Source organism: Pantoea sp. A4 (assembly GCF_000295955.2).
GTDB lineage: Bacteria > Pseudomonadota > Gammaproteobacteria > Enterobacterales > Enterobacteriaceae > Pantoea > Pantoea multigeneris.
This window is the reverse complement of sequence record NZ_ALXE01000025.1, coordinates 95,948-110,183: the sequence shown is the minus strand read 5'-3', so window position 1 is coordinate 110,183 and position 14,236 is coordinate 95,948. Positions and strand designations below refer to the sequence as shown.

Below are 14,236 nucleotides of genomic sequence, written 5' to 3'. Positions count from 1 at the left end.
ATTCAGCGACAGAGGCTACCGAAAGCAAATGACACTGCGGTGACAAATCAACCCTGTTCTGGCTTTTTCTCCGCCTGATGTACCGCGATGTATCGGGCATAACGCGTAGGCTTCAGCCGCGTGATATCCACCAGTACCAGGCCATCAATGCAGTTGTTGAAATCAGGATCGCTACCGAAATCAATAAACTGCACGCCACCCGGCTCACACAGTTCGGAGTACTGTTTGTAGAGCGTTGGGATCGCAGTCCCGAGATTATTCAGCATCTGCTTTAATCGCGTCAGATCTTCCTGATAGTTATCACCGCTGAACTGCGCCAGCACTTCCGGCAGTGAAGCCGGATAGGGGCGACGTGACGTTGCCAGTGGGAGTTCGGTCGGGAAATAGAGGCGATAGAAAGCCACCAGCAAATCGCGCGCAGCAAGGGGTAAACCACCGGAGATGGAGACCGGTCCAAACAGATAGCGCGTCTGCGGATATTTTGCCAGATAGGCACCAATGCCGAGCCAGAGGTAATCCAGGCCCCGCTTACCCCAGTAAGCCGGTTGGATAAAGCTGCGGCCCAGCTCAATACTGTGCTGCAAGATAGGCATCATCTGCTCATCGTAGTGGAACAGGCTGTGGCTGTAGAAGCCCTCCAGACCACGGCGAGTGAGCTGCTCATCACCAGGAATAAAGCGGTAAGCCCCCACGATCTCCAGCGCAGCGTCATCCCACAAAATTAAGTGGTAGTAGTCGTCATCATAGCTGTCGAGATCGCGGCGTCGGCCACTGCCTTCCCCAACGGCGCGGAACGCAATTTCACGCAAGCGCCCCAACTCGCGCAGCAGCGGAACACGGGTCGCCCCGTTGCGACGCCAGAGAAAAATTTCTTTGCCGTCCGGCAGCGTACCCAGCTTTTCACTGGCTTTCAGCGCCTGTTTCAATTCGGCGCGGTCTTCTGCCAGCGCAATCGCGCTTTCCGTCTGGAACAGACCCGGCTTATTCTGCCCGAGGCGATACACGTGCTTACGCAGCCGTTTGGCTAACTCTTTCCCCGGCGTGTGACCATCGTGCCATGAGGAGAAAGGAATTTGCTCGCCAATACGTAAGTTGATTTCGCTGCCACGCTTGCGAAACATCTCGCGCACCAGCATTAAGAGTGCCATCGGCGGAATGATTTTCGCCACGGCATAGAACAGCGCGCTGTTGCGCCCCGCTACATGCACGGGCACCAGTGGCGCACGCGCACGCGCGGCCAGGCGTAGAAAACTGTGGTGCCACTTGTTATCGCGTATTCCCTGGCTTCCCATACGGGACACTTCACCGGCCGGGAAGACAATCAGCACGCCCTGATTTTCCAGGTGGTTTTGCATCTGCTGGAGCTGATCGCGGCTGGTACGGCTGCTCATGTTATCGACCGGCAGCATCAGGGAATTGATGGGCTCTAGTGCCATCAGCAAGCGGTTGGCGACAATTTTGGTATCAGGCCGCACTTTAGAGACGGCCAGCAGCAGCGCCAAACCATCCAGTGCGCCCAGCGGATGGTTAGCCACGATAATCGCCGGGCCACGCGGCGGGATCTGTTCCCGGTCGCGGTCGGCCAGCTCACAGCGGACGCTGAGATGGTCCAGAATCTGCTCGACCATATCCACGCCTTTAAGATGCGGGTGGCGGGCAGCGAAATCCTGAAACTCCTGTTCACGCAGCGCCCATTTTAGCAACCGGAGTTGCCAGGCCGCTGGAGTATGATTAGGGCGTAAATCTTGTAACACCTGTTCAATCGAAAACATAGAGAGCACTCACTCCATCACGGTTACGCTCCGAAAGTATCGTCTGCTGTTTTCAGTTTTATGAAGAGGACAACGTTTGACAGGCGATAAAAACAATACAGCGCTTAACTCACCGAACCACGCGTCTGGCAGCAGAATATCTTTTCGTTCAACCCCGTAATAATAGGCGCAGCGCTGGACCTTGCGCCACTTTATTCAACCGGTTGTTGACTGACCATAGAATTGCGACAAACTCTCCACGGCCATATCCGTCAACACCATAATCTCAATGCGGCGATTACGGTCCGCTGCCGGGTTTTCACGATCGAGCAGCATGCGATCGGCCAATCCATTCACCTGCATCACGCGTGTTTCAGGTAGACCTCCGCTAATCAGCGTACGGCGGGCAGCCAGAGCACGTTCACCCGACAAGTTCCAGTTATCGTACTGAGCGGCAGCGCGGTAGCGGGTGCCATCGGTATGGCCGGAGATCATCAGCGGGTTATCCAGTTGAGCGAACAGCGGAGCGAGATCGCGCAGCAGGGTGGCAAAATAGGGCGTCAGCACGGCACTACCACGCACAAACATATTGCGATTTTTATCGTCATGGATCTGTACTCGTAACCCCTGCGGAATCGCTTCCAGGGTGACGTGGCCCTGCGCGTCCAACAACGCTGCAACTTCGGTGATTTTCTGCCACAGCTGACTCAACTGTTCCAGTGACTGCTGCTGTTTTTCGCTCAATGCAATCATCTGTTCAGTGGCAGGGCCAGCCGCAGAGATTTCAGCGGTTTCCACCGGCAGACTGCCCTCCGTGCTGACCAACCCCTCGGGTTGCCCTACCGCACTGGTGCCGCTGCTGGCCGCGTTGTTAAAAGGATAAAAAGCCGAGCCACTAAACACGGAGGTTCCATGCAGTGATGCCACCACCTCACGCCGCTCATCTTTGGTGGAAGAAGCGATAATCCATAGCACCATAAACAGCGCCATCATCGCGAGGGTAAAATCGGCAAATGCGACCTTCCATGCGCCACCGTGATGGGCATGATGCCCCTTTTTGCCCCCGCGCTTGATGATCGTCGCGTGCCCCTGCCCCGCTTTCATGCACCGCCCTCATTGAGCTGTGTTACCCAATTGTCGAGCGTTGCAAAGGTCGGCTTACTCTCTATCGGCAACATTTTACGTCCGGCATCTACCGCCAAAAGCGTAGGTTTACCCGCCACTTGATTCACCAGCACGGTACGAATGCACTCCAGCACCGCAAAGCGCCGCTTGGTACTCTGCTCCATAGAGTTCGCCAGCGGGTCGAGGAAGCAATAGCATAAAAATACCCCGAGGAAGGTGCCTACCAGCGCCGCTGCGACTTTCATGCCGATCAGCGCAATCGAACCGTCGATATTTTGCATGGTAATAATGATGCCCAATACCGCCGCACAGATGCCAAAGCCGGGCATCGCTTCGGCCACTCGCTGCAATGACCTTGAGGGCACCAGCATCTGTTCTTCTAACGCCCCAAGCTCCTGCTCCAGAATCCCTTCCAGCTCATGTTCATTGATTTTGCCCATCGCCATCAGTCGGAAGTTATCCGAAATAAAAGTGATAAATTCCTTGTCCGCCAGCACCCGGGGATACTTCTGAAACAGATCGCTGTTTTCTGGCGTGTCGATATGCGCATCCAACGCTTTCAGGCCGCCGTTCTGTACCAGCTCAAGCAACTCATACAACAGCATTAATAGCTGGCGCTGAAATTCGTCGTTAAAAGCCTCCTTTTTCATCACCAGTCGGATCTGCTGCCACATTGCTACAATCACGCTACGAGGATTGGCAATCATCAATGCACCCGCCCCCGACCCCAGAATGATCAATAACTCACCCGGCTGCCAAAACGCTGACAGCAATCCACCTGCGTGCAGATATCCCCCGGCGACACAACCCAACACCACCAGTAGTCCCAGAATTTTCTGCATATTCAGTACTCAAAAAAGCGCTTAATTTTTTGTCCGGCCTGTTTATTTATCTGGCAAACGCGGGCCTCGGTCAGCGAGAGCATCAGCGCGATTTCGCGCAGGTTACGCTCATATTGGTAATAGAGACACAGCACCATTTTTTCACGCGGCTGAAGCGTAGCAAGTGCCTGTTGCATACTGCGCGACAACATAAATTCGTCATCCCAGTGGGCACTATCAATCCACTGCGGTTCGTTAGTGTTTGCCAGCAATTCATCCAGACTTTCCATCTCTTTTGCGTTGACCTGCTGAACGTAATCGCGATAGGCAGCATGACTGATGTTGAGATGCTGGCAGACTTCTTCTTCGCGCGGCTCATGGCCTAACTCACGCGTTAATGCGCGGACGCCATCGTTAATTTTGTGCGTGCGCTGGCGCAATCGACGTGGCCGCCAGTCATGCTGACGCAGATAATCCAGCACTGCGCCGCGCACGCGCATTTGCGCATAGCTGCCAAACTGCTCATCGGGATGACCGTAACGGCGCAGTGACTGTAATAAGCCGAGCAAAGCCACTTGCTGCAAATCGTCGCTTCCGACCACGCTGTCGGTTTGCGGCAGCAACTGTCGGACGATGCGTTTCACTAACGGGGACCACTGCTGTAGATAACGGCATTCATCAGCTGGGGTGATGGGGGCTTTGATCGGTTTTTTAGCGGAGATTAACTGGTTCACTGATACACCATTTTAGCTATCAAAACATCCTGGAAAGGCAGATGCTGCGCATAGGCACTCTGAAAACGAGACATCATCTGCATACGAATTTCTTCAACCGTCATGAGGCGAGCGGAGGCGTACTGCATGCCGGAAAACATCTCCACCACCAAAAACTTGAGCTTGGGCATATCCAGCTCGGTCTGTGCGGCCTCACGCTCACTGTGGGTAACAAACGCCAGATCCAGCATCAGGTAGCGCTCACGATCGCCATTGCCTTTGAGGGTGATCATCATGTTTTTCTGCTCCACATAGCCCACCACCAAAGGCACCTCTTTTTTGCTAAACAGGGTGGCAAAGGGGTTCGCACCGCCTTCAGTGGCAGACTTCATCCAGGCATTCCCCACCACCACCAGACCGGCGGTCAGCAGTGACATGAGCAGCCCCATAACCACCACCAGCAGTACCGTTTTCATCTTCATCATTCACACCATGCGTAAAATGGATTGATCCTGCCAAATCCCAGGGGACGCGCGCTCACGCTGAGAACCCGCTTCGCCCAATCCCTCAGCGTGGCTTTCTTGCTGGGGTAAAGATTGCTGTGGTGCAGATTGCTGCTGTTGCGCCACCTGCACATCAACCTGCATACCGTTTTGCTCGCTCAGGGTGCTACGCATCTCAGGGATTAACTGTTGAAGCTGACGCATGACATCTGGCTGGGTGGCATGAATAACGACCTGTAACTTGCCCGGCTCTCGCTGCACGACCAGTTCCAGCTGGCCCAGTGATTCGGGCGTGAGCTTGAGTCGCGCCTGCTGAGTGTGACTGTCGATCTGCCACTGCAAATGGGTACCCACCGATTGTCGAAGCTGGTGCGACTGTTCATGCGTCAGGTGTTTAAGTACCACCGGTGCTGAAGCAGTGATGAGGGGTTCCCTTACGGGTGACAGTTCTGCGGCCGATATCACTTGCGGTTTACCCTCAACAGGTAGCTTGTCCACTAAGGTCGGTAAGATTTTTGATGCACGATAAACCGGCTCCTCACCTGAAGATGCTGCCACCGGCAATAGGGCATTCGGGAGTGCGGTATGTGGTTGAGGAACGGTAACAGCAGCTATCGCTGGGGCATCAGCAGCACGCTCTGGCGTATTCATTACTGAACCTGCAATCACCGGTTGCGCTGTATTGATCACCGGACCAGACACCGCAAACGGCGATTCAGCAACCTGGATTCCGTTCTGAATTGAAACGGCAGGTGTGCTGTCAGGAAGCCACTGCTGCATAATGAGCTGTAGTTGCAGATCGCTGGCAGGTAAATCCTCTGCCACCAAGTCAGACTCTCCCCCTGTCACGGTGGGCTGCCACTCTTCGACAGCGACGGTAAACACGGGCGCAGGCTGCGGGCCAGGCATCAGTGATGGCGGTAGAATCACGCCAGTCTCCAGCCCTGACAGCATAAGGCTTGCTTCCGCGCCAGCATGAGCAACAGGTAGATTCACGGCTTCATCTCCTCCCAACCTGCACGCAGCGTGCGCATCATCTTTTCCACCTCGTCAATCGCCGCGACCGAAAGCTCAAGGCTGGCCGCGTAGAGGCGGAAAATACAGTAGTCGTAGAGGCTAGCCAGTGAACGCGCCAGTTCGCCGCCGCGTTCAAAATCCAGCGCACTAGTAAGCGCCTGCAAAATATTGACGCACTTTTCAACCGACAGGGTTTTATGTTCAATACGACGCTGGCTAATGTGGCCTTTTAAGCGCTGTAGCTCATCATCGAAACCATTAAACAGAATCAATACCAGTTGCTGCGGTGTGGCAGCGGCCGTTTGAATTTCCAGATCGGTTTCCTGCCAGCCATGCGTGGACGTACTGTAATCCGGTAGCGTCACGAGAAATTTCTCGCCGATGAGTGAGAAAGAGCACTCGACAAGCGCGAAGTGATCGAGGAGATCAATTTTTCCTGTTTCATCCAGTACATCGAAATAGCCTTATAAATAGTTCGTTGAGCCATTTATAATTAGCAATCAGCATGCCAGAATATAAAACCTTTAAATTCAATAGCATAAATTTAAATAAGGAATGCATGCTTCCGTATTACGGAAGAAAAAAGACAGATGCGGCGGAAAAAAAACACCGCCAAAGCGGTGTTTCCATTTTTAAGGGTAGAACGGGTTCAGCTCAGCATGCCCATCACCAACCCACTCATCTGGTTGGACTGTTTCAACATCATTTGGCTACTCTGCGCCAGCATATTCTGGCGATTCATCTCTGATGCTTCCGCAGCAAAATCTGCATCGCGAATAATGCCGATACTCTGGTCACTGTTATCTTTCATGTTTGCCAGGTTCTTTGCAGTATGTCCCAAACGGTTAACGCCAGCGCCGAGTTCCGACCGCATAGTACCGACGTCATCCAGCGCCAGATTTATTTTTTCCAGCATGGCATTACCCGCCGCAGCACTGGTCTGAATATCTGAAGCGGTCAGATCTGCCAGTGAGGTAGTGACCGAGTTCAGCGTTTCCCCCATATTGATTTTCAGCGCTTCATCTTTCGAAGCACCGATCTGGAACTGCATCTCCTGGGTTAGTTTGCCTGTGACTGAGTTATCACTCACACTTTTCAGCAGTTTTTCACGACCATAGGAGGTGTTACTCATGATGTTGTTCAATTCGCTGTTGAGCGCACTGAACTCTGATTGCAGTGACTTACGGTCTTCAGCGGAGTTGGTATCATCTGCGGCCTGAGTCGCCAGATCCTTCATGCGGAACAGAATCTGGCTCACCTCATCAAAGGCGCCTTCAGCGGTTTGCAACAGGGCCGAGGCTTTGTTTATGTTACTTTTCGCAACCGAGATCCCGTTAGATTGCCCCTGAAGTCGGGTAGCGATCTGTAGGCCCGCTGCATCATCTTTTGCGGCATTAATACGTTTACCTGTACCAAGGCGCTCCATGGAGGTATTCAACTCGCCTGTAGCACGGTTCAGTGAGTTATTTGACGACATTGCCGCTGGGTTAGTAAATATAGACAACATGATAATGGTTCTCCTTATTAAAGATTCATGATGCTTGCTTGTATGCCTGAGAAAATAGCGACGCCTCGACATTATCTATTAACCCAGGCATTGGATTGCTCTTCCATGATGAATGAAAAATATTTATGAATCACATTAAAAAATGAGTTTATTAATTGCAAGATTAGCAACAAGACTGGTCTTAAAGTAACATTATTACCGACGAGATTAATGTCACCGCACATAATTCGCGATGAAAAAAAATAGTGATTGATATCATTAATTCCCCTAGTAATAATAGTGCAAGTAATAAAGTTAACTGGCACTCCGGATAATATTTTCGAACAGAGTGAGACAAGTCATGACCAGAGCTTACCGCGTGCACCACTGGCAACTCGATGCTGCCGCTGGAACCATAATGCATGACCAGAGCGGCGAACTCCGTCGCCTGGGCGAATACCAGTTCCGTTTACTTTACGTCTTAGCCGAACACGCGGGAAAACCGATGACCCGTGAAGAGTTACATGAACTTGTTTGGGGAAATAGAGTGGTCGGAAATAACAGTTTGCCTAATGCAATTCATGCACTACGCCATGCGCTGGAAGATGATGGCAGACGGCAGAAAATCATAAAGACCATTCCACGAAAAGGATATCTTCTGGATGAAAAATATTGTCAATCCATTAATGTAAAAACAGAAGCCGCGTCTCATAACGACGCCGATAAATTAATAGATATGACAACCTATTTATCGCAAACACATGCAATTCATGCCACACCACATCCTACGATGAATTCAGATTGTTTAATGATGGAGAATAATAATAGCGATATGTGGAAAGGGCTCTGCCTGATTCAGTTTTTCCTCTGCGCAGCGGTGGTTGCGGCACTGATATAAATTGGTGGGCAGCGTTAGTCACCTGACGTTGCCCACATTTTTATGTCTGAAACAGCGATAATCCGGCAATCTGATTGAAGGATTTGTACGACGCCTGCGTCCCCAACTGATGCTGGTTCAGGCGCATGACGGCTTCTCCCATATCCAATGCCTCCAACTCGCCAATCACTTGCTGACTAATCGTGCTGTTATCCACATGCGCATTCGCCAGCAGCGTCAGGTTGTTTTGTCGACCACCGAGATCGCTGTACAGCGCTGCGGCCCTGTCAGAACTCAACTGGATTGCCTGCTGTAACTCACCAATCTCTGCCATATAACGGGTCGGGTCCAGCGTGCTGTTATCCATCTGTTCAATCAATGCCTGCCACTGGTTCAGCGTGGTAAAATCGGGACCAAACACCCCCTGCAAAGCGGTGTTGACCGGCATCTCCACGCCATGACCGACCTGCGTAGCACGCGATTCTTCGTTACCTTGATAGAACCATCTACCGCTGCTCGCGTCCTGTACCAGCGGTGGCCGATCGGTGCGCGTGCCACCAAACAAATAGCGCCCATTCTCATCACTGGCATTGATCTGCCCGACAATTGCAGACAACTGCGCGCGCATCATACTGGCATACCCTTGCATATCCCCGGCGCCCAACGTGCTGTTGTTCGCTTCACGCAGCCGGTCCAGCAACGACAGGAGCTGCTGATTAATCGCGTTGATATGCGTCTCTTGCAGAGAAAGGTTACTCGCTAAACGGTTGATGTTCTGCTGAAACTGGCTATTGATTGCCAACTCGCGGCGGAGCAGACCAATGTGCGTAGTGGCTACCGGATCGTCTGAAGGCACAGTGACGCGCTTCTGCTCGCCAATCTGCGTCATCAGTTTGTTGAGTCGCATCTGGTTATTGCCCAGAAGGTTCTGCATGTTATTGCTAAACGTTACGCCAGGCGTGCGCATACTCATGCTCCTTAAAATAACGCTAAGAGATCGCCAAACAGCCGATCGCCGGTACTTACCACTTGCATGCCCGCCTGATAGGCCTGGGTATAACGCGTCAGATCAATATACTCTTCGTCGTAATCGACCGCGCTGTAGCTGTCTCGCTGCGTTTTCACTTCATGTAACAGCAGTCTGGCTGAGTCCAGCTCATGTTGGTTTTGCTGGCTCTGAATACCTAACTCGCCGCTGAGCGAAACGCTGGCATTGTCCAGCGTGGTGACACCAAGGTGTGCAAACGGAAACCGTTGATGTTTGATATTGCTCAGTTGCAGCAGGTTGCGATTGTCACCATTTGCCCGCGCATCCTGAGAAAATGCTAGCCCTTCCCAGCCGAGATCGGTCACTTGCATCATGCCCGTTGAACGCTGCGCGTTGAAATCAAACAGCGCAGCCCCCGGCTGCCCACGCAGATCGAACCCGGAGGCTAACTGTAGGTTGATATGGGTTGCCAGCGCCTCCGCCATCGCGCTGCTGGCTTGCTCAACCGGCTGAAGCGTCTGGGTCAAAAAGTCTTGAAGCGCCCCTAGCTCCCCGCCTTTTGCCAGCCCAGTTTTCCACTCACTGCCACTAAACCGGATCGTGATCCCCCCTGCGGCCTCATGATCGAGCACTAGCTGAGCCGGATAGGATCCGCTGACCAGCGGATGCCCCTCCGGCAGACTGATCTGTAATGATCCATCCGGTTGCTCATTGATGCGAATCGCGATCAACTCGCTCAGATCGCTGACCCGTTCATCGCGCCGATCGCGGAGTTCAGGTGACAGATGGCCAAGCGCTTGCCCTGCGGTAATTTTTTCGTTAAGACCCGCAAGTTGCGCCAGCAGACTATTGGCCTGAGTCATGATGCTTTGCTGCTGAAGGCGAATATCGCTGTGCTGCTTTTGCAGGTAGTGCTGCAAGGTGTTGAAACGCAATGCCATCCCCTTCGCGTTGCTTAACACATTCTGCCGCAGCGCCTGGTTATCCGGTTTTTCAGTCGCCGCACTCAGCGACTGAAACAGGTTGTCCAGCCCACTGGCAATGCCGCTCTGTTCACTGCTCACGGTTTTTTCCAGCGCGTTTAGCCCCAACTGTAACTGCTGCGCGTAGTGCTGGCGGGTCGTGCCGTACCAGACTTGCTGCTGGAGAAACTGGTCAGCCATACGCCGAATGCCAACCGTCTCTACCCCTTGACCACTCGCCAGGCGCTGCGGGTTGGCGGGTGCCAACGCGGCCTGTTCGAGACGCTGGCGGCTATAGCCCGGCGTAGCTGCATTGGCGATATTCATTGCCGTCGTACTCATGCCCTTGCGGGCCGTATTCAGGGCACTGCCGCCGATAAGCTGCACACTCATGTCACACTCCTCGTGGTACTACCGGCTGCCGCGAGCTGCTTTTCCAGTAGCTGCGCAATGCCAGTACTTCGCTGGCTTGCCAGAGTCTGCGCGAGCATGTCGTCATGATAATCACGCAGCTGTTTTGATTCGCGACTGCTGAACAGGCCGCTGTCACTGTTAATCAGATCTGCATTACGGCGCATCTCTTTCAGCAACATGCGGAGAAACAAGGCGTCAAACTGCTCTGCCGCCTGTGCCAGATTTTGCACCTGTGCTGGCGGTTGGCTGACCGCGCTATTCCCGGTGATATTGATGGTTAGCCTCCTTAAATCACAATCAGTTCGGCATCAAGCGCACCTGCCGCATGCAGAGCCTGCAAAATACCCATGATGTCATCCGCAGCAGCGCCCATACCGTTGAGCGAAGCCACAATACTGCCGAGCGTTTCGCCGCCTTCCAGCAACGTCAGCTGGCCACTGCCACGATCAACACTGACATCACTGGCTGGCGTAATCACACTCTCAGCTTCGGTAAAGGGTGCAGCGGGTGTGACGTTGGTTTGTTCACGGATGGTCAGCGTCAGGTTGCCATGTGCTACCGCAACCGGTCTCACGCGTATCCCCTCACCTAAAATCACCGTGCCGGTACGAGCATTAAAAATGATGCGCGCCGGAGGACGTGTGGTTTCAATCGGCAGCGTTTCCAGCACCGACATAAACGCCACGCGTGCTGCGGGATCGGCTGGAGCCGCAACCGTCACCTGCGTTGCGCTGGCGGCGCTGGCGGTGTTGGCGCCGAACTTAAGATTGAGCGCACGCGAAATGGTGTCTGCGAGCGTGAAGCCGGGACGCTTCAGATTGAGGATCACGGTATTATTGCGTTGAAAATCACTCGGAATTTCCCGCTCGACGATCGCGCCGTTAGGCACCAGACCCACGGTTGGCGTATTGACCGTCACGCTCGACCCATCTTCTCCGCGTACTGAAACACCGCCGACCACCACATTGCCTTGTGCCAACGCGTACACTTCACCGTTGACCCCACGGAGTTCGGTCAGTAGCAGCATGCCACCACGCAGGCTTCTGGCATCGCCAATTGACGAGACCGTGACGTTGATTGTCTGACCGCGCGCATACAGCGGAGGTAGCGTGGCGCTAAGGGCAACTGCGGCGACGTTTTTGACTTTAGGATCAACTTTCGCCGGGAGCTGTACGCCGTGCTGGCGCAGCAGATTATTCAGTGACTGACTGGTAAATTTGACCTGATTGCGATCGCCGGTCCCATCCAGTCCCACCACCAGGCTGTAACCCGTAAGTTGGTTGCCGCGAATACCATGAATATCCACCAGTTCACCCAGCGGCATAGTGGCGGCTGCCACACTGGCGGAGACCAGCGTCAGTAGCAGAAGTAGTGTGCGCATAGTCAGCCTCAAAATAGCCGTCCCAACAGACCAAACAGCGAACTGGGCTGGTTAGCCTCATGCAGCATACCTTCGCCAGAAAAAGTGATACGGGCGTTAGCAATACGCTGCGATGACACCGAGTTGTCTGGATCAATATCTTCCGGGCGCACAATGCCTGACAGCATCACCACCTCATCTCCCTGATTGAGCGTTAACCTGCGTTCGCCTTTCACCAGCAATAGGCCAGTGGTGCTAACATCCACCACCTGAACCGTGAGTACCCCGCTCAGTCGATTTTGCTGTGCCGAGGTCGCACTCCCTTTAAAGCTCTGGCTACCTTCAACCGATCCAGAGAGGCGATCGAGGGGACGGCCAAACAGCGTCGGTGGCTTGATTTCGGCTGACGCGTCTTTGCCAAACTGGGTGCTGGCTTGTTTGCTACTTTGCGTCTGTTCATCCAGTCTTACGGTGAGGGGATCGCCGATGCGATAGGCACGCCGATCCTGCAGTAATGGCTGATGAGCCACTTTTTGATACAGGCCTCCGCCCGCCACTGGCGGCGGATCGCTCGGGAAATAGTGCACTGAATCTTCACGCATTTTCTGCTGTTGCAACCCCTTACAGCCGATGAGCGCTATCACGGAAAGCAGCAGCAAGCAGGACTTAAGAACCATCACGTTATTCATACCTGCTGGTTGAGATACTTCAGCATGTCATCCGCTGCCGAGATCATTTTGGTGTTCATCTCGTAGGCCCGCTGAGCGGAGATCATCTCCACCATCTCTTCCACGACCTGCACATTCGAGCCTTCCAGTACGCCCTGATTCAGGTGACCCAGAGCATCTTCACCCGGCGTCCCTTCTACCGCTTCGCCACTGGCAATCGTCTGTCGGTAGAGATTGCTGCCCAGGGCCTCCAGGCCAGCGGGATTGATAAAGTTCACCAGCGTTAGTTGCCCCAGCGCCACCGGATCTTGTTCGCCAGCCACCGTGGCACTGACGGTGCCATCCTTTGCTATGGTCAGCTTGTGCGTATTGGCAGGGACTTCAATCGCGGGCACCAGCGGCAGGCCGTGCGCAGTCACCAGCACGCCCTCCCCATTGATACGAAAATTACCCGCACGCGTGTATGCGAGGTCGCCATCAGTGGCTTCCAGCTGAAAGAAACCCTGGCCGGCAATCGCTACATCCAACTCCTGTCCGGTATTCTGCACCGCGCCTTGGGTAAACTGCTTTTGCGTGCCCAAGACTTTCACGCCGCTACCAAACTGAATCCCCCCCGGCGTTGTGGTGTTCTGATCCAATGGCGAACCTGCCACCCGTGCGGTTTGGTAGAAGAGGTCTTCAAACTGCACCCGATCGCGCTTAAAACCAGGTGTGTTAACGTTCGCCAGGTTGTTGGCAATAGCACTCATTTTGGCGTCTTGCGCCTCAAGGCCGGTCTTACTTACCCACAGTGCGGGATTCATACTCAACTCCTGTGTTAACCACCACGCAGCAGGCGATTACCCGCCTGAGCCAGGGTTTCAGCCGCTTTCATCATTTTGATTTGCGTTTCGAACTGACGGCTCAACGCCACGGTTTCAATCATGCCATCCATCATTGAGACGCTACTGGATTCAGTATGCCGATTGACGATTTTCACCCCTTCGTCTCGCGGGACGCGATTACGGGAGCTCACTAACCAGCCCTGTTCGTTTTTGGTCAACTGTGCGGCGGGAATATTGACCAGACGGACCCGATCCACCTCCTGGGCCGCCATCACATCTCCGCCTGCGGGGTAGATCGTGATCGTGCCATCAGAGCCAATCTCCAACTGGGAAAAGGGGGGAAGCTGAATGGGACCGTTATCACCCAGCAGCGGTTTGCCCCCAATCGATAAACGACCGGCACTGTCGATATCGATATTGCCGTTTCGGGTATACACCTCGCGCCGACCGTTCTGTACGGCAATCAAACCCGGCCCCTGTAGCGCAATGTCCAGATCGCGGCCGGTTTCCAGCAGCGCACCGGGGCTTAAATCTACCCCACCACTGGCGCTGTTCACCTGAAAGCGGCTGCTATAGCCAAAACCCGGCACTTCCCAGCTGCTGGCTCGCTCAAGGTCGGCCCGAAATCCGGGATGACTTGCGTTAGCCATGTTGTTGGCCTGAATCTGCTGCTGTACCAGGTTTCGCGTCGCACCGCTGGCGGCGGTAAATATCAGGCGATCCATAA

At 53.8% G+C, this 14,236-nt stretch carries 16 protein-coding genes; 1 reads left to right on the top strand and 15 read right to left on the bottom strand.

Translation table 11 applies throughout. The features are described from left to right. Positions 1–47: 47 nt before the first annotated feature. The 8 genes from B880_RS0111585 to B880_RS0111550 all read right to left on the bottom strand — a co-directional run bounded on the left by B880_RS0111585 (position 48) and on the right by B880_RS0111550 (position 7,437). A complete protein-coding gene (locus B880_RS0111585; protein ID WP_017347578.1) occupies positions 48–1,772 on the bottom strand; it encodes a lysophospholipid acyltransferase family protein in 1,725 nt (574 codons plus the stop codon). Between the two features lie 195 nt (positions 1,773–1,967). Next, entirely contained in the window at positions 1,968–2,855 is an 888-nt protein-coding gene (locus B880_RS0111580; protein WP_017347577.1) for a flagellar motor protein MotB, read from the bottom strand. Beyond that, positions 2,852–3,718, bottom strand: a complete 867-nt coding sequence (gene motA / locus B880_RS0111575) for a flagellar motor stator protein MotA (protein WP_017347576.1) — start codon at positions 3,716–3,718, stop codon at positions 2,852–2,854. Before motA ends, B880_RS0111580 begins: the two co-directional genes overlap by 4 nt. 2 nt (positions 3,719–3,720) lie before the next feature. Further along, positions 3,721–4,431, bottom strand: a complete 711-nt coding sequence (locus tag B880_RS0111570; protein ID WP_017347575.1) for a FliA/WhiG family RNA polymerase sigma factor — start codon at positions 4,429–4,431, stop codon at positions 3,721–3,723. Then, on the bottom strand, positions 4,428–4,895 hold the full coding sequence (locus B880_RS0111565) for a flagellar basal body-associated FliL family protein (RefSeq protein ID WP_017347574.1): 468 nt from the start codon (positions 4,893–4,895) through the stop codon (positions 4,428–4,430). The genes B880_RS0111570 and B880_RS0111565 overlap by 4 nt, the downstream gene beginning before the upstream one ends. Then, positions 4,896–5,909 (bottom strand): flagellar hook-length control protein FliK, encoded by a 1,014-nt coding sequence (locus tag B880_RS0111560; RefSeq protein ID WP_017347573.1) that lies wholly within the window; start codon positions 5,907–5,909, stop codon positions 4,896–4,898. Beyond that, positions 5,906–6,295: a flagellar export chaperone FliS gene (gene fliS / locus B880_RS0111555; protein WP_017347572.1), complete on the bottom strand. Its 390-nt coding sequence runs from the start codon at positions 6,293–6,295 to the stop codon at positions 5,906–5,908. Before fliS ends, B880_RS0111560 begins: the two co-directional genes overlap by 4 nt. Before the next feature lie 284 nt (positions 6,296–6,579). After that, positions 6,580–7,437 carry a flagellin N-terminal helical domain-containing protein gene (locus B880_RS0111550; protein WP_071524397.1) on the bottom strand — a complete coding sequence of 286 codons (858 nt, stop codon included), beginning with the start codon at positions 7,435–7,437 and terminating at the stop codon, positions 6,580–6,582. 340 nt (positions 7,438–7,777) lie between these two features. On the opposite strand from B880_RS0111550, the gene B880_RS26060 reads away from it, so the two are divergent. Continuing rightward, complete coding sequence (locus B880_RS26060) at positions 7,778–8,314, top strand: winged helix-turn-helix domain-containing protein (RefSeq protein WP_083482083.1); 537 nt, start codon at positions 7,778–7,780, stop codon at positions 8,312–8,314. A gap of 40 nt (positions 8,315–8,354) precedes the next feature. Here the strand turns inward: B880_RS26060 and flgL are convergent, their stop codons facing one another. The 7 genes from flgL to B880_RS0111510 all read right to left on the bottom strand — a co-directional run bounded on the left by flgL (position 8,355) and on the right by B880_RS0111510 (position 14,234). Further along, on the bottom strand, positions 8,355–9,260 hold the full coding sequence (gene flgL / locus B880_RS0111540; RefSeq protein WP_017347568.1) for a flagellar hook-associated protein FlgL: 906 nt from the start codon (positions 9,258–9,260) through the stop codon (positions 8,355–8,357). An 11-nt stretch (positions 9,261–9,271) separates the two neighbouring features. Further along, positions 9,272–10,636 (bottom strand): flagellar hook-associated protein FlgK, encoded by a 1,365-nt coding sequence (gene flgK, locus B880_RS0111535; RefSeq protein ID WP_017347567.1) that lies wholly within the window; start codon positions 10,634–10,636, stop codon positions 9,272–9,274. Further along, positions 10,633–10,836: a rod-binding protein gene (locus tag B880_RS0111530; RefSeq protein WP_157060553.1), complete on the bottom strand. Its 204-nt coding sequence runs from the start codon at positions 10,834–10,836 to the stop codon at positions 10,633–10,635. The genes flgK and B880_RS0111530 overlap by 4 nt, the downstream gene beginning before the upstream one ends. Before the next feature lie 107 nt (positions 10,837–10,943). Continuing rightward, positions 10,944–12,038, bottom strand: a complete 1,095-nt coding sequence (locus tag B880_RS0111525; RefSeq protein ID WP_017347565.1) for a flagellar basal body P-ring protein FlgI — start codon at positions 12,036–12,038, stop codon at positions 10,944–10,946. An 8-nt stretch (positions 12,039–12,046) separates the two neighbouring features. Further along, positions 12,047–12,694, bottom strand: a complete 648-nt coding sequence (locus B880_RS24975) for a flagellar basal body L-ring protein FlgH (RefSeq protein ID WP_051005701.1) — start codon at positions 12,692–12,694, stop codon at positions 12,047–12,049. Positions 12,695–12,702: 8 nt separating this feature from the next. Continuing rightward, the gene (gene flgG / locus B880_RS0111515; protein ID WP_017347563.1) at positions 12,703–13,488 is read right to left on the bottom strand and encodes a flagellar basal-body rod protein FlgG; all 786 of its coding nucleotides are present in this window, start codon (positions 13,486–13,488) and stop codon (positions 12,703–12,705) included. A 14-nt stretch (positions 13,489–13,502) separates the two neighbouring features. After that, positions 13,503–14,234: a flagellar basal body rod protein FlgF gene (locus B880_RS0111510; RefSeq protein ID WP_017347562.1), complete on the bottom strand. Its 732-nt coding sequence runs from the start codon at positions 14,232–14,234 to the stop codon at positions 13,503–13,505. Positions 14,235–14,236 lie beyond the last annotated feature (2 nt).

Bases quoted from the DNA above. Each gene is read 5' to 3' on its own strand.
- B880_RS0111585 (WP_017347578.1), bottom strand. From the start codon at position 1,772: ATGTTTTCGATTGAACAGGTGTTACAAGATTTACGCCCTAATCATACT.
- B880_RS0111580 (WP_017347577.1), bottom strand. From the start codon at position 2,855: ATGAAAGCGGGGCAGGGGCACGCGACGATCATCAAGCGCGGGGGCAAA.
- motA (WP_017347576.1), bottom strand. From the start codon at position 3,718: ATGCAGAAAATTCTGGGACTACTGGTGGTGTTGGGTTGTGTCGCCGGG.
- B880_RS0111565 (WP_017347574.1), bottom strand. From the start codon at position 4,895: ATGATGAAGATGAAAACGGTACTGCTGGTGGTGGTTATGGGGCTGCTC.
- B880_RS0111550 (WP_071524397.1), bottom strand. From the start codon at position 7,437: ATGTTGTCTATATTTACTAACCCAGCGGCAATGTCGTCAAATAACTCA.
- B880_RS26060 (WP_083482083.1), top strand. From the start codon at position 7,778: ATGACCAGAGCTTACCGCGTGCACCACTGGCAACTCGATGCTGCCGCT.
- flgL (WP_017347568.1), bottom strand. From the start codon at position 9,260: ATGCGCACGCCTGGCGTAACGTTTAGCAATAACATGCAGAACCTTCTG.
- flgK (WP_017347567.1), bottom strand. From the start codon at position 10,636: ATGAGTGTGCAGCTTATCGGCGGCAGTGCCCTGAATACGGCCCGCAAG.
- B880_RS0111530 (WP_157060553.1), bottom strand. From the start codon at position 10,836: ATGTTGCTGAAAGAGATGCGCCGTAATGCAGATCTGATTAACAGTGAC.
- B880_RS0111525 (WP_017347565.1), bottom strand. From the start codon at position 12,038: ATGCGCACACTACTTCTGCTACTGACGCTGGTCTCCGCCAGTGTGGCA.
- B880_RS24975 (WP_051005701.1), bottom strand. From the start codon at position 12,694: ATGGTTCTTAAGTCCTGCTTGCTGCTGCTTTCCGTGATAGCGCTCATC.
- flgG (WP_017347563.1), bottom strand. From the start codon at position 13,488: ATGAATCCCGCACTGTGGGTAAGTAAGACCGGCCTTGAGGCGCAAGAC.
- B880_RS0111510 (WP_017347562.1), bottom strand. From the start codon at position 14,234: ATGGATCGCCTGATATTTACCGCCGCCAGCGGTGCGACGCGAAACCTG.